The sequence below is a fragment of the Streptomyces sp. NPDC047315 genome, from assembly GCF_040643215.1.
Lineage (GTDB): Bacteria > Actinomycetota > Actinomycetes > Streptomycetales > Streptomycetaceae > Streptomyces.
Map to the genome: position 1 here is coordinate 1 of NZ_JBEYTZ010000028.1, position 22,522 is coordinate 22,522.

The 22,522-nt window shown below is 71.6% G+C and carries 17 protein-coding genes and 1 pseudogene; 4 read left to right on the forward strand and 14 right to left on the reverse strand.

Annotated features, from left to right (window positions below; all coding sequences use genetic code 11):
• Positions 1–283: 283 nt before the first annotated feature.
• From ABZ842_RS28325 to ABZ842_RS28345, 5 genes are all read right to left on the reverse strand, one after another.
• Positions 284–1,879: a methyltransferase gene (locus ABZ842_RS28325; protein WP_361542633.1), complete on the reverse strand. Its 1,596-nt coding sequence runs from the start codon at positions 1,877–1,879 to the stop codon at positions 284–286.
• Positions 1,880–1,982: 103 nt separating this feature from the next.
• Entirely contained in the window at positions 1,983–2,573 is a 591-nt protein-coding gene (locus ABZ842_RS28330; RefSeq protein ID WP_361542636.1) for a small secreted protein, read from the reverse strand.
• A gap of 232 nt (positions 2,574–2,805) precedes the next feature.
• On the reverse strand, positions 2,806–5,223 hold the full coding sequence (locus tag ABZ842_RS28335) for a sodium-translocating pyrophosphatase (RefSeq protein WP_361542639.1): 2,418 nt from the start codon (positions 5,221–5,223) through the stop codon (positions 2,806–2,808).
• A gap of 349 nt (positions 5,224–5,572) precedes the next feature.
• Positions 5,573–6,019 (reverse strand): ATP-binding protein, encoded by a 447-nt coding sequence (locus tag ABZ842_RS28340; RefSeq protein ID WP_361542642.1) that lies wholly within the window; start codon positions 6,017–6,019, stop codon positions 5,573–5,575.
• A gap of 142 nt (positions 6,020–6,161) precedes the next feature.
• A complete protein-coding gene (locus ABZ842_RS28345; RefSeq protein WP_361542645.1) occupies positions 6,162–6,515 on the reverse strand; it encodes an STAS domain-containing protein in 354 nt (117 codons plus the stop codon).
• Positions 6,516–6,597: 82 nt separating this feature from the next.
• Between ABZ842_RS28345 and ABZ842_RS28350 the strand changes: the two genes are divergently transcribed.
• Positions 6,598–9,057, forward strand: coding sequence for a DEAD/DEAH box helicase (locus ABZ842_RS28350; RefSeq protein ID WP_361542648.1), 2,460 nt, complete (start codon positions 6,598–6,600; stop codon positions 9,055–9,057).
• Positions 9,058–9,120: 63 nt separating this feature from the next.
• Here ABZ842_RS28350 and ABZ842_RS28355 read toward each other — a convergent pair.
• The 7 genes and pseudogenes from ABZ842_RS28355 to ssd all read right to left on the reverse strand — a co-directional run.
• A pseudogene (locus ABZ842_RS28355) lies at positions 9,121–9,525 on the reverse strand (Rv3654c family TadE-like protein); the annotation flags it as partial.
• Positions 9,522–9,890, reverse strand: a complete 369-nt coding sequence (locus tag ABZ842_RS28360; RefSeq protein WP_361542651.1) for a TadE family type IV pilus minor pilin — start codon at positions 9,888–9,890, stop codon at positions 9,522–9,524. The gene ABZ842_RS28360 and the pseudogene ABZ842_RS28355, both read right to left, overlap by 4 nt.
• Positions 9,877–10,068: a DUF4244 domain-containing protein gene (locus ABZ842_RS28365; RefSeq protein ID WP_361542654.1), complete on the reverse strand. Its 192-nt coding sequence runs from the start codon at positions 10,066–10,068 to the stop codon at positions 9,877–9,879. The genes ABZ842_RS28360 and ABZ842_RS28365 overlap by 14 nt, the downstream gene beginning before the upstream one ends.
• Positions 10,069–10,196: 128 nt before the next feature.
• Positions 10,197–10,964 carry a type II secretion system F family protein gene (locus ABZ842_RS28370; protein ID WP_361542657.1) on the reverse strand — a complete coding sequence of 256 codons (768 nt, stop codon included), beginning with the start codon at positions 10,962–10,964 and terminating at the stop codon, positions 10,197–10,199.
• The gene (locus ABZ842_RS28375; protein WP_361542660.1) at positions 10,961–11,821 is read right to left on the reverse strand and encodes a type II secretion system F family protein; all 861 of its coding nucleotides are present in this window, start codon (positions 11,819–11,821) and stop codon (positions 10,961–10,963) included. Before ABZ842_RS28375 ends, ABZ842_RS28370 begins: the two co-directional genes overlap by 4 nt.
• Positions 11,818–12,966, reverse strand: coding sequence for a TadA family conjugal transfer-associated ATPase (locus ABZ842_RS28380; protein WP_361542663.1), 1,149 nt, complete (start codon positions 12,964–12,966; stop codon positions 11,818–11,820). The genes ABZ842_RS28375 and ABZ842_RS28380 overlap by 4 nt, the downstream gene beginning before the upstream one ends.
• On the reverse strand, positions 12,963–14,063 hold the full coding sequence (gene ssd, locus ABZ842_RS28385) for a septum site-determining protein Ssd (protein WP_361542666.1): 1,101 nt from the start codon (positions 14,061–14,063) through the stop codon (positions 12,963–12,965). Before ssd ends, ABZ842_RS28380 begins: the two co-directional genes overlap by 4 nt.
• 467 nt (positions 14,064–14,530) lie before the next feature.
• Between ssd and ABZ842_RS28390 the strand changes: the two genes are divergently transcribed.
• Positions 14,531–15,436: an HAD-IB family hydrolase gene (locus ABZ842_RS28390; protein ID WP_361542669.1), complete on the forward strand. Its 906-nt coding sequence runs from the start codon at positions 14,531–14,533 to the stop codon at positions 15,434–15,436.
• Between the two features lie 387 nt (positions 15,437–15,823).
• Here the strand turns inward: ABZ842_RS28390 and ABZ842_RS28395 are convergent, their stop codons facing one another.
• On the reverse strand, positions 15,824–16,663 hold the full coding sequence (locus tag ABZ842_RS28395) for an oxidoreductase (protein WP_361542672.1): 840 nt from the start codon (positions 16,661–16,663) through the stop codon (positions 15,824–15,826).
• A 102-nt stretch (positions 16,664–16,765) separates the two neighbouring features.
• Here ABZ842_RS28395 and ABZ842_RS28400 point away from each other — a divergent pair, with 102 nt between their 5' ends.
• Positions 16,766–17,761, forward strand: a complete 996-nt coding sequence (locus ABZ842_RS28400; protein ID WP_361542675.1) for an ATP-binding protein — start codon at positions 16,766–16,768, stop codon at positions 17,759–17,761.
• A 262-nt stretch (positions 17,762–18,023) separates the two neighbouring features.
• Here the strand turns inward: ABZ842_RS28400 and ABZ842_RS28405 are convergent, their stop codons facing one another.
• On the reverse strand, positions 18,024–19,409 hold the full coding sequence (locus ABZ842_RS28405) for a hypothetical protein (RefSeq protein ID WP_361542678.1): 1,386 nt from the start codon (positions 19,407–19,409) through the stop codon (positions 18,024–18,026).
• A gap of 282 nt (positions 19,410–19,691) precedes the next feature.
• Here ABZ842_RS28405 and ABZ842_RS28410 point away from each other — a divergent pair, with 282 nt between their 5' ends.
• On the forward strand, positions 19,692–22,178 hold the full coding sequence (locus tag ABZ842_RS28410) for a bifunctional SulP family inorganic anion transporter/carbonic anhydrase (protein ID WP_361542681.1): 2,487 nt from the start codon (positions 19,692–19,694) through the stop codon (positions 22,176–22,178).
• The last annotated feature ends 344 nt before the right edge of the window (positions 22,179–22,522 follow it).

The following is a 22,522-nucleotide window of genomic DNA, read 5'->3' on the forward strand; positions in this document are numbered from 1 at the left end:
AGTTCCCCGCGCCCCCAAACTCCCTGGCCCCAGCCGGCAGGCAAGTGACGGGAGCAGCGAAACAGGGGCGCGGGGAACTGCGCGACAAGCCCACCACCGGGCCGCGGAGACCAACGCACCCGAAGCGCAACGGCGGCGTGTCAGGGGCGCTGGGGTCCCCCCAGGCCCTCTGGGGCCGAGGGGGCGGAACTGCGCGAGCAACCCTCCACCGGGCCGCGGAGGCCAATGCACGCACGCGGAAACGGCGAGCGGGGCAGGGGCGCGAGCAACCGCGCGTGCCGCCTCAGGCCCGCAGGGACACCGGCTCCAAGAAGCCCTCGCCCACAAGCAACCGCAGCGCCACCGGCGTCCGGTCCCGCAGCGCCACCGGGTCCTCCCCCAGCAGCTGCGCGATCGCGTCCAGGATGCGGCCCGCGCTCAGCGACCCGTCGCACGCGCCCGCGAACCCCGCCCCCACCGTGTCGACCTTCGTCGCCCGCCGCACCCCGCGGCCCTGTCGCAGCACCACGTGCTCGGGGTGCTCCTCGCCCGGCTCCCCCACCTGCTCCTGGACGACGTCCGCGGCGAGCACGAAGTGGTCGGCGAGCAGCGCCGCGTCGTCGTGCGTACGCAAGTAGTCCTGGCGGGCGAAGTGCGCGACGACGGCCTCGCCCAACGGCTGCTCCACCGGGTGCGGCCACTCCTCCACCACGATCGACGGCTGCTGCGCCGCGGCCTTCCGCAGCGTGATCCAGCCGAAGCCGACCGCCCGGGTGCGACGCGCGTCGAACTCGTCCAGCCACTCCTCGTACCGCGCCGCGTACCGGGCCGGGTCGCCCCGGTGGTCGCCGCTGTCGCGCAGCCACAACTCGGCGTACTGCGTGGCGTCCTGCACTTCGCGCTGGACGATCCACGCGTCGCAGCCGCGCGGCACCCACGCCCGTACGCGGTCCTGCCAGTCCTCGCCGTCCACGTGCTCCCAGTTGGCCAGGAACTGCGCGTATCCCCCGTCGTTCAGCCGGTCGCCGGCCTGCTGGACGAGGGTGCGGCACAGGTCGTCGCCGGCCATTCCGCCGTCCCGGTACGTGAGGCGGGCGCCGGGCGAGATCACGAACGGCGGGTTCGACACGATCAGGTCGTACGTCTTGTCCGCGACGGGCTCGAAGAGGGAGCCGGTCAGCAACTCGGCCTCGGGGGCGCCGGAGAGCGCGAGCGTGAGGCGGGTGAAGTCGAGGGCCCGGGGGTTGAGGTCGGTCGCGGTGACGCGCGTGGCGTGCCGGGCGGCGTGCAGCGCCTGGATGCCGGAGCCGGTGCCGAGGTCGAGCGCGGCGGCGACGGGGGTGCGCACGGTGATGCCGGCGAGCGTGGTGGAGGCGCCGCCGACGCCGAGGACGACGCCTTCGCCCTGGCCGCCCGCGCCCGCCGCGCCGCCGACCGCGCACCCGAGGTCGGAGACGATGAACCAGTCCTCGCCGGCGGGCCCGCCGTACGGCCGTACGTCGACGGTCGCGCGCACGGTCGCGCCGTCGGAGTACGCACTGTCGGAGTACGCACTGTCGGAGTACGCACTGTCGGAGTACGCACTGTCGGAGTCGCCAGGGCCTTCGGCCGCGAGCCAGCCGTCGGCGATGCATTCGGCCACGGGGAGTACGGCCGCTGCCCGCTCGTACGCCACGGGCTCCTGGAGCAGGAAGAGCCGTACGAGGGCGGCCAGGGCGCCGTCGCCGCGGGTGGCCCGTAGCGCGGGCACGGTCTCGCTGCGGGCGAGTGCGGCGTACGCGGGGGCTCCGAGCAGCTCCAACAGGCCGTCGGCGGTGAAGTCCGCGGCGAGGAGCGCGGCGCGCAGGTCGGGCGCGTGGTCGGGCGAGGGGATCCGGGGGATGACTGCGGTCGTACTCACCCGCTCATTGTCCCCGGATCGCCTCGCTCCGGATCGCCTCGCTCTGGGCGCCGCGCCGGATCGCCGTGCCGTCGGCCTTTCGGTCCGTCGATCCGTCGGTCCGTCAGGGCGCGGTGGAGCCCGACGCTCCGCCCGACTTCGGCGGGGTGACGACCTTCACCGGCTTGCAGCCCTGCTGCTTCGCCATCGCCCGGCCGGTCTCGCTGTCGCGGAGCTTGTTCCAGGCGCTCTCGTTCTCCTCGACCTTCGCGAGGCCGTCCGCGACGCCCTTGAGGCCGTCGGCGAAGGTCTGCTGGTCCTGGACGTCGAGGCCGTCCATCTGCTTCTTCAGGTCGAGGTACGACTTGGCGTTGGCCTCGCGCTCGGCAACGGCCGCCTTGACGAGCTCCGCGTCCTCCTCGGCCGGGCTGGTGCCCGCGCTCTTGAAGGCCGCGGCGAACGCCTTGTTCGCGTCGGCCAGGTCCTGGAACGCCTTGGAGTCGGCCGCCTGGATGTCGGCCGGCTTGCCGTCGGTCGCGGTCGAGCGGATGAGCTGCTCGGCCTCGGCCTTGCTCTTGAACTGGGCCTTTGCCTGGTCGCAGTACTTCTTGGCCCAGTCGTCGACCGTGTTCTCGTCCTCGCTGCTGCCGCAACCGGACAGTGCCAGTACCAGTACCGCGCAACCGGACAGTGCGGCTGCAAGCTTCTTGTTCACCGGATCGGTCCCTTCCAAGGCTCCTTGCGCCCCGGAACTTACACGCCAAGTGGGCGACATTCGCCGGCTGAACGCCGGGTTCATGTGCTATTGAAGCCATTTGCACCAAGGGTGACGTGGAGAGACAGGACACACCCCGCGAATCGATCCGGTCCGCCCGTCCGTCGTCCCTCGGGGGGACGGGCGGACGGACGGACCGGATGAACGGGTATGTTCCGGGCGCTTACCTACGTCACGTCTGCACGGCCGCGGGGTCGGCGGACTTGGCCCCGTGCTCCGCGCCCTTGGCGCTGGGTTCGTCGTCGCCGACGGTGATGCCGCGCCGCTTGGACACGTACACCGACACGACGATGACGGCGATGGCGAGCACCGCGATCAGCGCCCGTACCCCGTCGCTGGCGTCCTCTCCGTAGCTGAACTGGACGACCGCCGGTGCGATCAGCAGCGCCACCAGGTTCATCACCTTGAGCAGCGGGTTGATCGCGGGTCCCGCGGTGTCCTTGAACGGGTCGCCGACGGTGTCGCCGATGACGGTGGCGGCGTGGGCTTCGCTGCCCTTGCCGCCGTGGTGGCCGTCCTCGACGAGCTTCTTCGCGTTGTCCCAGGCGCCCCCCGAGTTGGCGAGGAAGACGGCCATCAGCGTGCCGGTGCCGATCGCGCCCGCGAGGAACGCGCCGAGCGCACCGACACCGAGCGAGAAGCCGACGGCGATGGGGGTGAGCACGGCGAGCAGCCCCGGGGTGGCCAACTCGCGCAGGGCGTCCTTGGTGCAGATGTCGACGACCCGGCCGTACTCCGGCTTCTCGGTGTAATCCATGATCCCGGGGTGTTCGCGGAACTGCCGCCGCACCTCGTACACCACGGCACCGGCCGAGCGCGCCACCGCGTTGATGGCCAGGCCGGAGAAGAGGAAGACGACCGCGGCGCCGAGGACGAGCCCGACGAGGTTGTTGGGCTGGGAGATGTCCATCACCAGGTTGACGGGGGCGCCGTCGCCCAGTTTCTCGCCGACGTCCCGCGCCGCGGTGGCGATGGCGTCTCGGTACGAGCCGAAGAGCGCCGCAGCCGCCAGTACGGCGGTGGCGATGGCGATTCCCTTGGTGATGGCCTTGGTGGTGTTGCCGACGGCGTCCAGGTCGGTGAGGACCCGGGCGCCGGCGCCCTCGACGTCGCCGGACATCTCGGCGATGCCCTGCGCGTTGTCGGAGACCGGCCCGAAGGTGTCCATGGCGACGATCACGCCGACGGTGGTCAGCAGGCCGGTGCCGGCGAGCGCCACGGCGAACAGCGCCAGGGTGATCGTCGCGCCGCCGAGCAGGAACGCGCCGTACACGCCGAGGCCGATCAGCAGCGCCGTGTAGACGGCGGACTCCAGGCCGACGGAGATGCCGGCGAGGACGACGGTGGCGGGGCCGGTGAGGGACGACTTGCCGATGTCCTTGACCGGGCGCCGGCTGGTCTCGGTGAAGTAGCCGGTGAGCTGTTGGATCAGGGCGGCGAGCACGATGCCGATGGCCACGGCGACCAGGGCGAGCACGCGCGGATCGCCGTCGTTCGTCTTGATGGCCGCTTCGGTGACGCCGGCCAGGTCGGCGTACGAGGAGGGCAGATAGGCGAAGACCGCCGTGGCGACGAGGGCGAGGGAGATGACGGCGGAGACGAAGAAGCCGCGGTTGATGGCCGTCATGCCGCTGCGGTCGGCGCGCCGCGGGGCGACCGCGAAGATGCCGATCATCGCGGTGACCACGCCGATCGCCGGAACGATCAGCGGAAAGGCGAGTCCGGCGTCGCCGAAGGCCGCCTTGCCGAGGATGAGGGCCGCGACGAGGGTCACGGCGTACGACTCGAAGAGGTCGGCGGCCATGCCCGCGCAGTCGCCGACGTTGTCGCCCACGTTGTCGGCGATGGTCGCCGCGTTGCGCGGGTCGTCCTCGGGGATGCCCTGCTCCACCTTGCCCACGAGGTCGGCGCCGACGTCGGCGGCCTTGGTGAAGATGCCGCCGCCGACCCTCATGAACATCGCGATGAGGGCGGCCCCGAGCCCGAAGCCCTCCAGGACCTTGGGGGCGTCCGCGGCGTAGACGAGGACGACGCAGGAGGCGCCGAACAGGCCGAGGCCGACGGTGAACATGCCGACGACGCCGCCGGTACGGAATGCGATCTTCATCGCACGGTGGGATACGGCAGTCAGGTCCTTTTCCGGCTCGCCCGGGCCAGGGGTCGCTTCACGGGCGGCAGCGGCCACCCGCACATTTGCCCGTACGGCCAGCCGCATGCCGATGTAACCGGTGGCCGCCGAGAAAATCGCGCCCACCAGGAAGAACAAAGATCGGCCGGTGCGCTGCGACCAGTCGTCCGCCGGAAGGAGGAACAACAGAAAGAACACCACGACGGCGAAGACGCCGAGTGTGCGCAGCTGCCGGGCGAGATAGGCATTTGCGCCTTCCTGCACCGCCGCCGCGATCTTCTTCATCGACTCGGTGCCCTCGCCGGCCGCCAGCACCTGGCGTACCAGCAGCTGGGCCACGACGAGCGCCGCCAGCGCGACCACGGCGATGACGATCACGATGAGCCGATTGTCGTCGGTGAGCACCGCAGCCGAGAGAGAGGTGGAGTGATCGATCATTTCAAAGCTGTAGAGCCCCGCCATTCGTCCTCCTTGACGTCGTCCAGAGCTCAAGATGTGGACGGATTGTAGGGAGCGGAACCTGATCAAAACAGAGTGCAAGAAATGACAAGTGACCTTCAGGCGCCGCTCGACAAAAGATCAGGTTCCGTAAATGTGCCCGAAAGAAGTAATGGGGCGAAAGCATTGACGCATGATCAATGATCTATGAAATGATCTGAGAAAAAGAAAAAAGACCCTGCTCAGCAGGGTCTTTTCGAAGGGGCCGGGTCCTCAGGCCGAGCCCCGAGGCCGAGCCCTGGATCTGATCTCCGGGCCGCGGCTTGGGAGCCCGGAGGTCAGAACGTGGGGCCCGGCTCGGGGCCGGAAAAGGTCAGGGCACGACGGACACGGGGGTCGTCGGCCAGCTCATCCGGATCACTCCGCCCTCTTCCGTGGAGGAGACCTCCACGTCGTCGACGAGGCCGCTGATGACCGCGAGGCCCATGTCGTCCTCGCCGTCGGTCTCGTCGTCCGCGCCGCCGTACGACCCCGCGGCGCCGCCTTGGGAGGCGTCACCACCCGGGCCGCCGGAGACCTCGTCGCCCACCTCGATGGAGAACGTCTTGTCCTCCTCGGTCAGCACGACCTTGATGGGCGAGGTGATGCCGTGGCTGCGGTGCAGCCCGACGGCGCGACTGCACGCCTCGCCGACCGCGAGCCGGACCTCGTCCAGCACGGCCTCGTCGACCCCGGCCCGGCGCGCCACCGCAGCAGCCACCAATCGGGCGGTCCTGACATGCTCGGGTTGAGCGCTGAAGCGAAGCTCGACGGTGGTCATGAGATCCCCCTCGGACGTACGGGCGGGCCTATCGGGGGCACCCGGACTGGCTGTCCGGCTCCCCCGATCTTCCGGTGGTGCCGACGGCCCCGTGTGCCGCCGGCGGTCTTGCAGGTGTTCTCGAAACGGCCTCGGCCCGACCTCAGTCGGCAGCCGCGACAGCCTCGTCGACCGTGGTGTGGATCGGGAACACCTTCGTCAGGCCCGTGATCCGGAAGATCTTGAGAATGCGCTCCTGGTTGCAGACCAGGCGCAGCGAGCCCTCGTGGGCACGCACCCGCTTGAGGCCACCCACCAGCACGCCCAGCCCGGTGGAGTCGAGGAAGTCCACGCCTTCCATGTCGACGACCAGGTGATAACTGCCGTCGTTCACCAGCTCGACCAACTGCTCGCGCAGCTTGGGCGCGGTATACACATCAATCTCGCCACCGACCTCGACGACCGTACGGTCGCCGGCGGGACCGGACACAACGCGAGTCGACAGGGACAGGTCCACGGATCCTCCAGCACCTTGCTATCGAGCGTCCGCCCCCTCTTCAGGTCTCCCCGGCGGAGCCGGGGGACGGTCGCCAGCCGCGATGGCATTCAATCACTTACCTGCAGCCATGCACGACGCCTTGGGACCATTGTCCGTCACGCCAGTGACACACTCGGTGCCGATGGCCAAGAATCTCCGTCCCAGACGACCACCCGAGAGCGGGCAGACCCGCCCCTCCCCCGGTGAGGTCCTCGACCGGCTCGCCGCGAGGGCGAACCGAGCCGCGCGCATCACTCATACGGAGCACTTGCCCCCCAGACCCGGTCGGCATGCAGTCTGGCCGGACCGCATCCGTCCGGAAGTCGTCGACGCCATCCAACGGGCCGGGATCGACCACCCGTGGACGCACCAGGCGACCGCCGCCGAGCACGCCCTGGACGGCGACTCGGTCGTGATCGCCACCGGAACCGCTTCCGGGAAGTCGCTGGCGTATCTCGCTCCGGTGCTCTCCACCGTCCTCGACGGCTCCGAGGCCCCCAACGGGCGCGGCGCCACGGCCCTCTACCTGGCCCCCACCAAGGCCCTCGCCGCCGACCAGTGCCGGGCCGTGAAGGAACTCGCCGCGCCCCTGGGCCACCGGGTCCGGCCCGCCGTCTACGACGGCGACACCCCCGTCGAGGAACGCGAGTGGGTCCGCCAGTACGCCACGTACGTCCTGACCAACCCGGACATGCTCCACCGGGGCATCCTGCCGTCCCACCCCCGCTGGTCCTCCTTCCTGCGCTCCCTGCGCTACGTCGTCATCGACGAGTGCCACACCTACCGGGGCGTCTTCGGGTCGCACGTGGCCCAGGTGCTGCGCCGGCTGCGCCGGATATGCGCACGCTACGGGGCGGATCCCGTCTTCCTGCTGGCCTCCGCCACCGCAGCCGCCCCGGCCGTCGCGGCCGAACGGCTCACCGGGGTGCCCGTGCGCGAGGTCGCCGACGACGCCTCGCCGCGCGGCGAACTGGTCTTCGCCCTGTGGGAGCCGCCGCTGACCGAACTCCACGGCGAGAAGGGCGCCCCGGTGCGCCGCACCGCCACCGCCGAGACGGCGGACCTGCTGACCGACCTGACCGTGCAGGGCGTCCGCACGGTCGCGTTCGTGCGCTCCCGGCGGGGCGCCGAGCTGATCTCCGTCATCAGCAAGGAGCACCTGGCGGAGGTCGACCGCTCGCTGCCGCGGCGGGTCGCCGCCTACCGGGGCGGCTATCTGCCCGAGGAGCGCCGGGCGCTGGAGCGCGCCCTGCACTCCGGCGAACTCCTCGGCCTCGCCGCCACGACCGCGCTGGAACTCGGGGTGGACGTCTCCGGGCTGGACGCCGTCCTCATCGCCGGATACCCCGGCACCCGGGCCTCGCTGTGGCAGCAGGCGGGCCGCGCCGGCCGCTCCGGCGAGGGCGCCCTGGCCGTTCTGATCGCCCGCGACGACCCCTTGGACACCTTCCTGGTCCACCACCCCGAAGCGCTCTTCCAGCAGCCGGTGGAGTCCACCGTCCTGGACCCGGACAACCCGTACGTCCTCGCCCCGCACCTGTGCGCCGCCGCCGCGGAACTGCCCCTCACCGAGGCCGATCTGGCGCTCTTCGGCCCGGCCACCGCCGAACTGATGCCCCAACTCGAAGCGGCGAGGCTGCTGCGGCGCCGGGCCACGGGCTGGCACTGGACCCGGCGCGAGCGGGCCGCCGACCTCACCGACATCCGCGGCGGGGGCGGCCGGCCGGTCCAGATCGTGGAGGAGGGCACCGGCCGGCTCCTGGGCACCGTCGACGAGTCGGCCGCGCACGCCTCCGTCCACGAGGGCGCGGTCCACCTCCACCAAGGGCGCACGTACCTGGTGCGGCGGCTGGACCTGGAGGACTCGGTGGCCCTGGTGGAGGAGGCCGTCCCGCCGTACTCCACGACGGCCCGCGACACCACGTCGATCTCCGTGCTCGAAACCGACGTCGAAGTCCCCTGGGGCGACGCGCGCCTGTGCTATGGCTCGGTCGAGGTCACCAACCAGGTCGTCTCCTTCCTGCGCCGCAAGCTCATGACGGGCGAGGTGCTGGGCGAGACGAAGCTGGACCTGCCGCCGCGCACCCTGCGCACCCGGGCCGTGTGGTGGACCGTCACGGACGACCAGGTGGACGCCGCGCGCATCGGCCCCGAACAGCTCGGCGGCGCCCTCCACGCGGCCGAACACGCCTCCATCGGCATGCTGCCCCTGTTCGCGACGTGCGACCGCTGGGACATCGGGGGCGTCTCCGTGCCGCTGCACCCCGACACCCTGCTCCCGACGGTCTTCGTCTACGACGGCCACCCGGGCGGCGCGGGCTTCGCCGAGCGCGCCTTCCACACGGCCCGCGCCTGGCTGGGCGCGACGCTCGAAGCGATCACCGCGTGCGAGTGCGAAGCCGGCTGTCCGTCCTGCATCCAGTCGCCCAAGTGCGGCAACGGCAACGAGCCCCTCCACAAGCGCGGCGCGATCCGGCTGCTCACCCAACTCCTGCGCGCCGCCCCCGACGAAACGCCCTGACGGAGCGCGGCCGGGGAGCCGAGCGGCCTCCGGGGCGCCCCACCGTGCCGCGGGGCCCGCCCGGGCCCGAGCGGTCGGCGCATAGGGGCCGACGCGAGCCCGGGCGGTCACCTCGGCGAACTCCCCCACCAGGGCGCACCGCACCACGTCCGCGCCTTGGGCGTCCGCGACCGCCCGCGCCCCGGCACAGGCAGCCTCCCGCCCTTCGAGCGCACGGTCCGCCGCAGCGAGGGCGGCCAGATCCGCTGCGCCGCCAGCCCGGTGACAGGCGATCACCACCTGCCCCAGGGCCAAGACGGCTCCGAACAGCGCGCAGAGCACCGTCGCCGCCAGCGCCACCCACACGGTCGCCGCCCCACGATCCCGACAGCCCCGGCCCCAGCCGTGGCCCCGGCTCCAGCGCCCGCCGCGGCCGGCCTTCCCCCGGCCCGGGTCCTGGTGTGCACGCCGCTGTGTATGCCGCGTCATGGCACGTCTCCGTCCTCCGTGAGGGCCGCCGCTCCGGCGCGCAGGGTGAGCCCGAGACCTCCGGGGCCGGGGGCATCGGCCTCCACCCGTACGCGCCAGAACTCTCCGGAGCGGGTCACCGTGACCCGGGACTTCGCCGGGGCGGTGGCCCGGGCCAGAGCGAGCACGGTGTCCCGCGGCTCGGACCTCGCGGCGGCCCGGGCGCCCACGTAGGCGGCGTCCACACATCTGATGTGCGTCGCCACGGCCATCAGGCCCCACATCAGGGCCATGGCGAGAGCGACCAGCGCCGGAATGACGACCGCCGCCTCCGCGGTGACCGCACCTCGGTCCCGCGCCGCGCGCACCGGGTCAGAACTGCGCATCGAGAGCCCTGGCGATCGCGACCTTCAGGAGGTCCCGCGCCCACCCGCCGGTGAGGAGGTCGATGAGGACGGCGGCGAAGCTGCAGGCCGCGACTGTCCCCAAGGCGTATTCGGACGTCACCATGCCGCTGTCACCGCGCATCCGCGGGAACAGTCGACGACGGACTGCGTTGATCATGTCGAACTCCTGGTGTGATCCGGGTCAGTTGTGGTCGGGGTCGGTTGTGGTCGGGAGTTGGGCGTAGTCAGGGCCGGATGTGCATGGCCGTCGGTTGTGGACGGGCGCCGGCCGTGCAGAGGGCGGAGTCAGCCGCGGTCGAGGAGTCCGGCGGCCAGGCCGAGGACGACCGGGGCCACGCCGACCACCAGGAACGCGGGCAGGAAGCACAGCCCCACGGGCGCGGTGATCAGGACCTGGGCCTTACGGGCGCCGGCGACCGCCGTCCTGGCGTGCGCGGCGCGGAGCCGGTGCGCCAGCCGGGAGACCGGCTCAGCCGCGGGGGCGCCGGTGTAGTCCGCCCGTGCCAGGCAGCGCGCCAGCTCCGCCGCGCCCGGGACGGCGGCGAACCCACCCCACGCCTGGGCCGGTTCACCACCGAGCCGCAGCTCGGCCGCCGTCCGTATCAGCTGCTCGCCGACCGGTCCCGGCAGGGACTGCCCCACTGCCGCCGCCGCCTCGCGCGGCCCCGCACCTGCCGAGGCGCAGGCCGCCAACAGATCGGCGGCGAGCGGTAGCTGTCGGGCCGCCACGGGGTCATCCGCCGGGACTTCGGCCGACGCATGGGTGTGCTGCCAGCGATGGACGGCTCCGGCGGCTGCCAGCCCGATGACGCCGCCGGCCACCCCGTCGACGAGGACGTACACCAGGAGCAGCGCCCCCAGCGGCGGAGTCCAGCGCCTGGCCCACGTCCGGTAGGGAAGCCGCAGGCGGCGTCCGGCAGGCTCGCTCTTCCGCAACTCCTCGATGCGCAGCCGCATCCGGCGCTCCCTGCGGTGGACGGCGAGGAGGGCGAGGGCGTGGGCGGCCAGCAGGAGCGGGACGGCCACGGAGCACAGGCGCACCACGCTGCTCACGACTGCCCCTTCCGCGTGCCCCGCACGATCCGGGCGGCCCAACAGATCCCGGCCGTCTCCAGCGCGGCGCCGACCAAGAGGCACAGCAGGCCGGCGGGCGTGTGCAGCAGGACACGCAAGGGATCGGCTCCCACGGCCGTACCGATGCCCAGGACCGCGACCGGCAGGAGAGCCAGCAGGGCGACCGTGGAGCGCGCGCCGGCCAGCTGGGCGCGCAGGTCCTCCTCCTGCTCCCGTTCGGCCCGCAGAGCGGCTTCCAGGCGGTCCAGACCGGCCGCCAGCCCCGCTCCTCCGTCGACGGCCACGCTCCAGCACGCCGCGACGCCGGCCAGTCCTTCCGCTCCGGGCTCCCCGGCCGCGTCCCGCAGAGCGGCCGGGACGTCGCCCCCGAACCGGACCGCGGCGACGACCGCCGGCTCGGCGGCCCCCAGCGCCCGACCCGCTCCCGCAGCGTGCATCAGCGCCTGCCCCGGCTGGAGACCGGCCCGCAACTCAGCGACGACCGCGCCGCACAGGGCGATGACCTCGTCGGCGCGGCGGTCTCTCGCCCGCGCCTCAGCGCGCCCTCGCAACCGCCGACGCACCAGCGGGACCGCCACCGCACCCGCGACCAGCGGCAGCAGGGACCCTCCGACGACCGCGAGCAGCACCGCCAACGGGAGGCACCACCACTCCCGCCCCACGCGGGCCATCAGCCCCGGCCGCCGCCACGACCACCTCGACGGCGTCTGCACCGCACCGCTGCCGGCGAGCGCCAGCCGCGACCGCGCAGCGGCCCGGTTGCGACCGTCCGCCAGCAGCAGGGCCACCGCCCCCGCGCACAGGGCCGCCGCGTGCGCCGGCTCCAAGGCCCTCATGACGCGTCCCCGATCAGCGACCGCAGCCGCGCCCAGCCCCGTTCGTGGGTGAAGGCGTCCTTGGTGCGGCGCAGCGCGGGCACGGTCACCACGAGCCCGGCCCGGTCCCGCTCCAGGACGTGCACTTCGGCGATGCGCCGCCGACCGTCCCGGCCCCGGGTGAGATGGATCACCACGGCGAGGGCCGCGGCCAGTTGGCTGTGGAGGGCCGCACGGTCGAGCCCGGCCGCGGTCCCGAGGGCTTCGAGTCGGGCCGGGACGTCCGCCGCGGCATTCGCATGGACCGTGCCGCAACCGCCTTCATGCCCCGTGTTCAACGCGGCGAGGAGTTCGGTCACTTCCTCTCCTCGGACCTCGCCGACGACGAGCCGATCGGGGCGCATCCGCAGCGCTTGACGCACCAGGTCCCGCAGGGTGACCCGGCCGGCGCCCTCCTGATTGGGCGGGCGGGACTCCAGGCGCACCACGTGCGGATGGTCGGGCCTCAGCTCCGAGGAGTCCTCCGCAACGACGATCCGTTCGTGCTCCCCCACGAGCCCGAGGAGCGTGGACAGGAGGGTCGTCTTGCCGGTCCCCGTGCCGCCGCTGATCAGGAACGACAGCCTGGCGTCCACCAGGGCCCGCAGCACCCGGTCCCCACCGGGCGGCACGGTGCCCGCCGCGACCAGCTCCGCGACGGAGAACGCCCGGGGGCGCACCACCCGTAGCGAAAGGAAGGTCGACTCGACGGCCACGGGAGGGATCACGGCGTGCATCCGGGTGCCGTCTGGCAGCCGGGCGTCGACCCACGGTCGGGCGTCGTCCAGCCGTCGACCGGCCACTGCGGCGAGCCGCTGGGCCAGTCGGCGCACCGACGCCTTGTCGGCGAAGGCCACGTCGGACAGCTCAAGGCCGCGTCCACGGTCCACCCAGACCCGGTCGGGCGACGACACCAGCACGTCCGTCACGTCCGGGTCGGCCAACAGCGGCTCCAGAGGTCCGGTGCCCACCAGCTCGCACCGCAGGGACTCGGTACCGCCGAGGACTTCGGCGTCGCCCAACAGGCGCTCCTGCGCCCGCAGGGCGACCGCGACCCGGGACGGGGTCGGTTCCGCCCCGCTCTCGGCGAGGCGCCGGCGCACGGCATCCAGCAGTCCCGTGCTCATGAGACCGCTCCCTCGGCCAGTGCGCGGTCCCAAAAGGCGGTGCAGAACCGGGCCAGGGGGCCGGCCGTGCCGCCCGGCGGCGCTCCGGCGTCCAGCACGTACGGAAGCCCGGCTTCCCAGGGCAGCTCGCCGGCGAGGGGCAGCCCGAGGGAGCTCGCGATCCACTGCTCGTCGAGCCCGGTGGCGTACGGCCCGCGGGTGATGACCCGCAGGTCCTTCAGGACCATCCCGGCCAGCGAGGCGACGCGATTGGCCGCGGCGACCGCGCGCAGCTCGCCGGGGACGACCAGCAGCCCCAGATCGAGCTGGGCCAGCACCTCCACCGCGCCCTCGTCGAAGCGGCGCGGCAGATCGACCACCACCACTCCACCGCGGCGTCGGGCCGCGGCCAGCACGGACTTCATGGCCGGCGGCGGGACGACGACGCAGTCACCTCGATCCCAGCTGAGGACCCGGAGCCGGTGCAACTCAGGCAGGGACTCCTCCAGGGCGCCGCCGGCCACCCGCCCCTTGGACCCGACGAAATCCGGCCACCTGCGGCCTTCGGCGCGCTCGCCGCCGAGCAGGACGTCGATGCCTCCGCCGAGGGGGTCGCCGTCGACGAGCATGGTGCGCCGGCCGCCGCGCGCGGCGGTGACGGCGAGGGCGCAGGCCAAGGTGGACGCCCCGGCGCCGCCGCGTCCGCCGATGACGCCGACGGTCAGCGCCTGCTCGGCGACCCCTTCGACGACGTCGGCGATGCGGTCGACGAGCCAGCCTTCCGCATCGGGCAGGCGCAGCACGGAATCGGCCCCGATCTCGACCGCGTACCGCCAGACGGCGGGGTCGTCCTGCTCCCGGCCGACGAGGAGCACCCCGCGCCGTCGCGTGGCGCCCCGGCAGTGCACCGCCGCGTCGTCGCCGACAAGGACGAGGGGAGCGGCCTCCCAACTGCCCCGGCGCTCGGGGATCCGATGGTGCACGTCCGGCTCGGCGCCGGCGGCGGCGCACAGCCGCAGCAGATCGTCGAGCAGCTCCATGTCTTCGGTGACGATCAGAGGGCCCTCCCGGCGCCCTTCGAGGACCGGGTCCCTGCGCGATGTGATAGATCCAGCCACGCTGTCCACCCCTTGATTGCCGCGACCCCGCTTCGATTGCGAGATCGGTGATTCCAGACGCCGCGAACTACGCGGGTGGATTCACCGTGCAGCACCCCCGAAAATCGTGTGGATCATGCCGAAAAACTGTGGACAACTCACCACTTGTGAATATCTCGGTCCCCCATACCAGTGACTCCCGCTGCGCACCCCTTCCGCTACGCACGGTGACGATGCAGAGTGGCATCGAGCGGTCACGGACCGAAGGCGCTCAGGAGGGGGCGATCGAAGTGGATCTCGAAACGGGGCGGGACACCCACCCGGACATGCGACGACCCCCGCCGGGGGGGAGAGCGGGGGTCGTCTCTCCGGCCGGCTCGGGGGGGGAGGAGCCGGTCCGGGTTAGCACGGTCGCGAACGATCCGTGACTTCCATGGTGTACCCGAGAGCCTTCTCAGGCAAACCCACACGCCCGAGCAGTACGCCGAATGGCGGGCACCTATGCTCAGCTCGTGGAAAACCACTCCTTGCCTCGCACAGCTGCGTTCTTTGACCTGGACAAGACGGTCATTGCGAAGTCTTCGACGCTGACCTTCAGCAAGTCCTTCTACCAAGGCGGCCTGATCAACCGGCGGGCCGTACTGCGGACCGCCTATGCCCAGTTCGTTTTTCTCGCGGGCGGCGCCGACCACGACCAGATGGAGAGGATGCGCGAGTACCTCTCGGCCCTGTGCAAGGGCTGGAACGTCCAGCAGGTGAAGGAGATCGTCGCCGAGACCCTTCACGATCTGATCGACCCCATCATCTACGACGAAGCCGCTTCCCTCATCGAGGAGCACCACACCGCCGGCCGTGACGTCGTCATCGTGTCCACCTCGGGCGCCGAGGTCGTCGAGCCGATCGGCGAGCTGCTGGGCGCGGACCGGGTCGTCGCGACCCGGATGGTGGTCGGCGACGACGGCTGCTTCACCGGCGAAGTGGAGTACTACGCCTACGGCCCGACGAAGGCGGAAGCCATCCGCGAACTCGCCGAGTCGGAGGGATACGACCTCTCCCGCTGTTACGCCTACAGCGACTCCATCACCGACGTGCCGATGTTGGAGTCCGTCGGCCACCCCTATGCGGTGAATCCGGACCGGGCTCTGCGTCGGGAAGCGACCGCCCGGGACTGGCCGATTCTGGTCTTCAATCGACCGGTCCGACTCAAGCAGCGGCTGCCCGCCTTCTCGATGCCGCCGCGCCCGGCGCTCGTGGCGGCAGCCGCGGTGGGCGCTGCCGCGGCGACGGCAGGGCTCGTCTGGTACGCCAGCCGCCGCAGGAGCGCGGCCCAAGCGGCTGCGGCGCAAGTGATCGCCCAGTCCGCACGGGCCGTCGACCGCTTTGCCCGTATTTGAAGGTAAAAGTAAAGAAGTGTAGCGAGGGGTTCCGCTTCACCCCACGCTGGAGTACAAAGGATTCAACGGCCCGCGAGACCAAGGACATCCGAAAGGATCACCTCAACACGCATCAAAGGCCCCACGGACCGAGCATGAAAACCGGGCACCCACGCGACGTCGACCCGTCGAATACGGGCCAGCCGCACCAGGTGAGGGCAGCAGTACCCGACCTGATGGGCACATCATCGAGGACGCTTGGTAACTCGGCGGACATGCCAGCGGCGGTACCGGAACCGGTACCGCCGCAACCCTGTTCGGGGCCGCGACCAGGACTCCAGCGGCCGGAGCAGCCCCGAGAGGCCCCGGGAAGAACCCCGCACAAGGCCCCGTACGCGAAAGGGCCCGTCAGGCGGCGCCGCGCTGCAGCGCCTCGCAGACCGCCGTCGACTCCCGCGCACCCAGCTCCACCGAGCGCCCGCAGTACGCGATCCAGGCCGCCATGCCCTCCGCCGTACCGGACAGATAGCCGCCGAAGGCGGTGACGTACGCGGCCGACCCCTGTTCCGCGTGCCCGACCTCGGCCGGGCAGATGGCCTTGGGGTCCAACCCGCTGCCGATCAGGACGATCCGCTCGGCCGCCCGCGCCACCAGCCCGTTGTGGGAACCGAAGGGCCGCAGCGCGAGCAGTTCGCCGTGCACGACGGCCGCGCTCACCAGCGCCGGTGCTGCAGTGCCCACCACGATCAGCTCCGCCAACCCCTCCAGCCGACCGTTGACCTCGTCGGCGTCCGGGAGGGGAGCGTCAATCAGGGGTTCGTCGACCGCCTCGCCCGCCAGTCGCGGACGGCCCACGGTCTCGTCGGCCGCGCCGCCGCCGGCCGCGACCAGGTGCAGCCGGGCGAGCACTCGCAGCGGTGACTGCCGCCACACGGACAGCAGTTGCCCTGCTTCGGCGGTCAGCCGCAGGGCCGCGCCGACCGCGAGGGCCTGCGGGTCCGTACCGAAGTCGGTGCGCCTGCGGACCTCCTCCAGCGCCCAATCGGCACCGGCGAGGGCGGCCGAGCCGCGCGCTCCGCGCAGGGCGGCCTCGGACGTGACCTCATTGCTGCGCCGCCGCATGATCCGGTGCCCGTAGACCCGGTCGATCGACGTGCGCACGGCACCCACCGAGTCGGCGACGCCCGGCAGCGCACCGAGGGCCGCCAGGGGGTCGGTCGAAGAGGCGGGTGTGGCATTCGTGCTCATGAGTAAGGAGGCTACGCGCCCTGGGCGCACGCCCTTCCTTCGAGTGGTCTTCACCGTACAGCTTGACAACAACAGGCAACCATGCGGCTACCCTAGGTGAACATGAAGATCGCTTTCGTAGGGAAGGGCGGCAGCGGGAAGACCACGCTGTCCTCGCTCTTCATCCGCCATCTGGCCGCTGGCGAGGCCGCCGTCATCGCGGTGGACGCAGACATCAACCAGCACCTGGCAGCAGCACTGGGGCTCGATGACGAACAGGCCGCCGCGCTGCCCGCGATGGGCGCGCACCTGCCGTTGATCAAGGACCACCTCCGGGGCGCCAACCCCCGGATCACCTCGGTCGAAACCATGATCAAAACCACGCCCCCCGGCGAGGGCTCACGGCTGCTGCGTGTGCGCGAGGACAACCCCGTCTACGACGCCTGCGCCCACGCGGTCCGACTGGACGGCGGCGAGGTCCGGCTGATGGCCACCGGCCCCTTCACGGAGTCGGACCTGGGCGTGGCCTGCTACCACTCCAAGGTCGGCGCGGTGGAGCTGTGTCTGAACCACCTGGTCGACGGGGCGGACGAGTACGTCGTGGTGGACATGACCGCAGGCTCGGACTCGTTCGCCTCCGGGATGTTCACCCGGTTCGACATGACCTTCCTGGTGGCCGAGCCGACGCGCAAGGGCGTCTCCGTGTACCGCCAGTACAAGGAGTACGCACGGGACTTCGGGGTCGCGCTGAAGGTCGTCGGCAACAAGGTCCAGAGCGAGGACGACCTGGACTTCCTGCGCTCGGAGGTCGGGGACGACCTGCTGGTCTCGTTCGGGCACTCCGACTGGGTGCGGGCGATGGAGAAGGGGCGCCCGCAGCGCTTCGACCTGCTGGAGGCGGACAACCGTGCGTCCCTGGAGGTCCTGGAGCGCACCGCCGCGGCCATGTACGCGCAGCGCGACTGGGCCCGCTACACCCGTCAGATGGTGCACTTCCACCTGAAGAACGCGGAGAGTTGGGGGAACGCGAAGACGGGCGCCGACCTGGCGGCCCAGGTCGACCCCGCCTTCGTCCTCGGAGAACAGGCGGTGGGCGCGGGCTCGCCGCTGCCGGCCTGATCCCGGATGCGATGCCAGGGGCCACGGGCCCGCCGGACGGAACGGCGGGCCCTGCACCCCCACGACCGAAGCCCCCACGGCCGAAGCCCCTGCCACCCGAGCCCCCACGACCACTGCGCTCAGGGCCGGCGCCCCCGACAAGAGGCTCCCCGGCTACCGGCGGCCCGGCCGAGGGCGCCCGAAGCCTCCCGGACAGCAGCCACCCGGCCGAGGGTGCAAGAAGCGCCCCGGCCGACGGCGGCTGCGCCGGGGCGCACCGCGATCATTCGACGCCCGCGGCCCCAGCGCCGTCTTCGTCCTCACGGACCGCGGCTTCGTTTCCCCCGGCTGCCGCGTCGCCGCCCGCCGGGCCCCCCGCGCTCCCGCCCGCCTTCGCGTCCTCAGCCGGACCGTCCACTGCGCCGTCCGTTCCGGCGGGCTTCGCCTTCGAACCCGCCGGCTGCGCCGCCATGAAGCCCGGCCACCCCTCCGCCGGCGCCTCGCCGACCTTGAGGTTCCGCAGCTTGGCGACGACCTTCGGGTCCTGGGCGTCGAGCCAGTCGACGAGCTGTTTGAAGGACACGCACTGCACGTCCTTCTTCACGCACACGGTCGCGATGGTGTCCTCGATGGCCCGCATGTACGTGCCGCCGTTCCAGGACTCGAAGTGGTTGCCGATGATCAGCGGAGCGCGGTTGCCGTTGTACGCGCGGTCGAACGCCTGGACGAGACCGTCGCGCATCTGCCGGCCCCAGTACTCGTGCTGGGCGGGGTCGCCCTTGACCGTCCCGGACTGGTTGACCATGAAGTTGTAGTCCATGGACAGGGTCTCGAAGCCGCGCCCGGGGAAGGGGACCATCTGCAGGCCGAGGTCCCAGACGTCCAACTCCTTCTCCGGCCAGATCTGGTCGTTGATGCCGCTGGTGTCGTAGCGGAAGCCCAGCTCGCTGGCGGCCTTCACGAAGTTCTTGCGCCCCTCAAGGCAGGGGGTGCGGGCGCCGATCAGCTCCTTGTCGTAGTCGAAGGGCAGCGCCTCGACGTCCTTGAGGCCGGAGTTCGTCCTCCAGTTCTTCACGAACGCCTTGGCCTGGTTGATCTCGCTCTTCCACTCCTCCACCGACCAGGTGTCGCCGCCGCCCTCCGGGCCGCAGAAGTGCCCGTTGAAGTGCGTGCCGACCTCATTGCCCTCAAGCCAGGCGCCGCGCAGCTCCCGCACGGTGTCCTTGATGCCCTGGAGGTCATTGAAACCGATGTCGGAACGTCCGGCGTCATGCTTCGGCGGAAGATAGAGGGAACCTTTCTCCTCAGGCAGGAGATAGACCCCGCTCAGGAAATACGTCATCGTCATGTCGTACTTCCTGCCGATGTCGCGGAAGTGGGAGAAGAGTTTCTGACTGTCCTCCCCGGCGCCGTCCCACGAGAACACCACGAATTGCGGCGGCTTCTGTCCCGGCTTCAATCGCTTGGGCTTGAGCTGCTTGGGCTGGGCCCCGGTGAACGAGGTCGATCCGTCACCGATCATCCGCGGCGCGGCCTTGGGCGCGGGGCCCTCCTTGGCCGCCGGCGCGCCCTCCTTGCCGCCCTCGCCGATGAGGGAGCAGCCCGCCAGACCTGCGATCAGCGCGGTGGCCGCCGCGCCCGCGGCGGCCCTCTGTGTGACGGCCTTCATCCGCCCACCTCTTTCATATGACTTTGTGTTTTTATGACTGGCTCAGCCGAGTCGACAAAGTCGCACCGCGACGGTGAAAAAGGGCGCGTGACGGGCCGCGCTAACCCCACCAATCACCGGAACGGGTGAAAGATTGACCTATTTGCCACGCCCTCTCCCCAGGGCTCTTTACTCTCCATTACGATCAATTTACTGAGCGTTGAATGTCCCGCCACTGCACGCCGTGACCCACGGCCGCGTCCCCACGTTCCGCGACCGCGCTGCCCGGAGGAGACGGGAACCATGCCTGCTTGCGTCCGCGCCAGCAAAGACACCCCGCCAGGGGGATCCCGCAAGTCCCGCGCCACCGTCAAGAGCCGCTTCAACCGCTTCGCGATCGACCGCTTCACGATCGCCGGAGCGGACCTGTCCGCATCCATCTCGGTATTCCTGATCGCGCTGCCTCTCTCCCTCGGCATCGCGCTCGCCACCGGCGCGCCCCTCCAGGCCGGACTGGTCGCCGCCGCCGTCGGCGGGATCGTGGCCGGCAGGTTCGGCGGCTCGCCGCTCCAGGTGGCCGGCCCGGCCGCCGGCCTCACCGTGGTCACCGCCGATCTGATCCATCAGTACGGATGGCGGATGACCTGCGCCATCACCGTCCTCGCCGGCCTGGCCCAACTGGGCCTGGCCGCCCTGCGGGTGGCCCGCTCGGCACTCGCGGTCAGCCCAGCGATCGTGCACGGCATGCTCGCCGGCATCGGCGTCACGATCGCCCTGGCGCAGTTCCACATCGTGCTCGGCGGCACCCCCGAGAGCTCCGCGCTCGGCAATGCGCTCGCGCTCCCCGACCGGTTGGCCGACCTGCACACCGACGCCGTCACGGTCAGCGCGCTCAGCGTCGCGGTCCTGCTGCTGTGGCCGCGCATCCCGGGCCGGACGGGGCGGGTCGTGCGTACGGTCCCCGCCGCGCTCGTCGCCGTCTTCGGGGCGACCGCGCTCGCCGCGGTCGCCGGGCTGAGCCTGCCGCGCGTCGACCTGCCCTCCTGGAGCAGCCACGCCCTCCCGCAGCTGCCCGACGGCCCGCTGCCGGGCCTCGTCGCCGCCGTCGTCACGATCACGCTGGTCACCAGCGTGCAGTCGCTGCTCTCGGCCGTCGCCGTCGACAAGCTCCTGGCCAAGCGGACGGAGACGGCTCAGGGCGCGTCCCAAGCGCACGTCCCCCGTTCGAACTTGGACCGCGAGCTGGCCGGTCAGGGCGCGGCGAACATCGTCTCCGGCGCGCTCGGCGGACTGCCGGTCGCCGGGGTCGCGGTGCGGACCGTGGCCAATGTGTCAGCGGGGGCGGTCAGTCGACGCTCCACGATGCTGCACGGCCTGTGGATCGTCCTGGCGGCCCTGCTGCTGGTGCCCGTGCTCGATCTGATCCCGCTGGCCGCGCTCGCCGCGCTGGTGATGGTGGTCGGCGTCCAGATGGTCAGCATCACCCATCTGCGGACCGTCCAGCGCAACCGCGAGATGCTCGTCTACGCGGTGACGCTGGCGTCCGTCGTGGCCACCGGGGTGCTGGAGGGCGTCGCCATCGGGATCGCGGTGGCGGTGGCGGTCTCGCTGCACCGACTGACCCGCACCCGGATCACCGAGGACGCCTACGAGGGCGTCCACCGGGTCTGCGTGCGCGGCCAGTTGACCTTCCTCGCCGTGCCGCGGCTGACCCGAGCCCTCGGTCAGGTGCCCCGAGGCGCGGCCTGCGTGGTCGAGTTGGACGGCACCTTCATGGACCACGCGGCGCACGAGGCGCTGCACGACTGGCAGACGTCCCACAAGGCCCGCGGCGGGACGGTGGAGTTCACCGGTCGGGCGGGGGGCCGGATCAGCGAGCCCGCCGTCGAGAGCGAGGGGTGCTGCCGCCCGTGGACCCCGTGGCGCAACCACCACTGCGACGACCGGCCGCAGCCCGCCTCGACCGGCCGCGAACTCGCCGACGGCATCGGCTCCTTCCAGCGCAACACGGCTCCACTGGTGCGCGGCGAGTTGGCGCGGCTGGCCCGGGAGGGGCAGCGGCCCTCCCAGCTCTTCCTCACCTGTACGGACTCCCGGCTGGTCACCAGCATGATCACGGCGAGCGGTCCGGGCGATCTGTTCACCGTACGCAACATGGGGAACCTGGTCCCGTTGCCCGGCGACGAGAGCGGGGACGACTCCGTGGCCGCCGCGATCGAGTACGCCGTCGAGGTGTTGGGCGTGGACTCCATCACCGTGTGCGGGCACTCGGGTTGCAGCGCCATGCAAACGCTGATGGACACGGCGCACGACAGCGCGCGGACGCCGCTCCAGCGGTGGCTGCGCCACGGCCAGCCCAGCGTGGCGCGGCTGGCGCGCGGCGACAGCTCCGTGGCCCGGCTCTCTGGCCAGTTGCCCGGTGACGAGGTGGAGCAGCTGTGTCTGACCAATGTGGTCCAACAGCTCGACCACCTGCGCGCGCACGAGTCGGTGTCCCGTCGACTCGCCGCAGGCACCCTGCGGCTGCACGGCATGTACTTCCACGTCGGCGAGGCGCAGGCGTATTTGTTGGCGGACGGGGACGAAGCGGCAGAAGCAGCGGAAGCGGCGGAAGCGGCGTTCGCGCCGGTCTTCGACCGGGTGGCACCGTCCGGCGCCCCGCTGGTGCCAGTACAGACATCGGTACGGAACCGAGTGCAGCCCCCAGCCCAAGCACCAACACCGGCACGAGCACCGGCACCGGCACCGGCACCGGCACCGACGGCGGTACAGACATCGGTGCGGAACTGACCTCCGTCCGGCCGACCCGCTCCTCCCTCGAAGGAGGATCCGGCCCGGCCGACCGGCTCCGAAAAATCGGGCCGCCCGCCGTTGAACCGACCGGCTCCCGCATCCGTGGAAGGGTATGGCCCCTCCTCTCCGCCGCCCGGAGAGGAGGGGCCGCACGACACGCCGGGCGCGCACCGGGAACCCTGCACCCCCGAGCTCCCGCAGGGTAAAAGCCTGGACAGGTCTAAACCATTTGTCGGAAGGCTCTTGTCACCCGGCCCTTCGGCTGATGAGCTATGGCCCGGGACACACAGAGCCCCCGGGACAAAGAGCCATTTTGAGGACGCCCTGGGAAAGGGAGATGT

What these genes read in the sequence shown, in the direction of transcription:
- ABZ842_RS28335 (WP_361542639.1), bottom strand. Translation starts at nt 5,223, where the DNA reads ATGGCGGGGCTCTACAGCTTTGAAATGATCGATCACTCCACCTCTCTC.
- ABZ842_RS28340 (WP_361542642.1), bottom strand. Translation starts at nt 6,019, where the DNA reads ATGACCACCGTCGAGCTTCGCTTCAGCGCTCAACCCGAGCATGTCAGG.
- ABZ842_RS28350 (WP_361542648.1), top strand. Translation starts at nt 6,598, where the DNA reads ATGGCATTCAATCACTTACCTGCAGCCATGCACGACGCCTTGGGACCA.
- ABZ842_RS28360 (WP_361542651.1), bottom strand. Translation starts at nt 9,890, where the DNA reads ATGCGCAGTTCTGACCCGGTGCGCGCGGCGCGGGACCGAGGTGCGGTC.
- ABZ842_RS28365 (WP_361542654.1), bottom strand. Translation starts at nt 10,068, where the DNA reads ATGATCAACGCAGTCCGTCGTCGACTGTTCCCGCGGATGCGCGGTGAC.
- ABZ842_RS28375 (WP_361542660.1), bottom strand. Translation starts at nt 11,821, where the DNA reads ATGAGGGCCTTGGAGCCGGCGCACGCGGCGGCCCTGTGCGCGGGGGCG.
- ABZ842_RS28380 (WP_361542663.1), bottom strand. Translation starts at nt 12,966, where the DNA reads ATGAGCACGGGACTGCTGGATGCCGTGCGCCGGCGCCTCGCCGAGAGC.
- ABZ842_RS28390 (WP_361542669.1), top strand. Translation starts at nt 14,531, where the DNA reads ATGGCGGGCACCTATGCTCAGCTCGTGGAAAACCACTCCTTGCCTCGC.
- ABZ842_RS28395 (WP_361542672.1), bottom strand. Translation starts at nt 16,663, where the DNA reads ATGAGCACGAATGCCACACCCGCCTCTTCGACCGACCCCCTGGCGGCC.
- ABZ842_RS28400 (WP_361542675.1), top strand. Translation starts at nt 16,766, where the DNA reads ATGAAGATCGCTTTCGTAGGGAAGGGCGGCAGCGGGAAGACCACGCTG.
- ABZ842_RS28405 (WP_361542678.1), bottom strand. Translation starts at nt 19,409, where the DNA reads ATGAAGGCCGTCACACAGAGGGCCGCCGCGGGCGCGGCGGCCACCGCG.
- ABZ842_RS28410 (WP_361542681.1), top strand. Translation starts at nt 19,692, where the DNA reads ATGCCTGCTTGCGTCCGCGCCAGCAAAGACACCCCGCCAGGGGGATCC.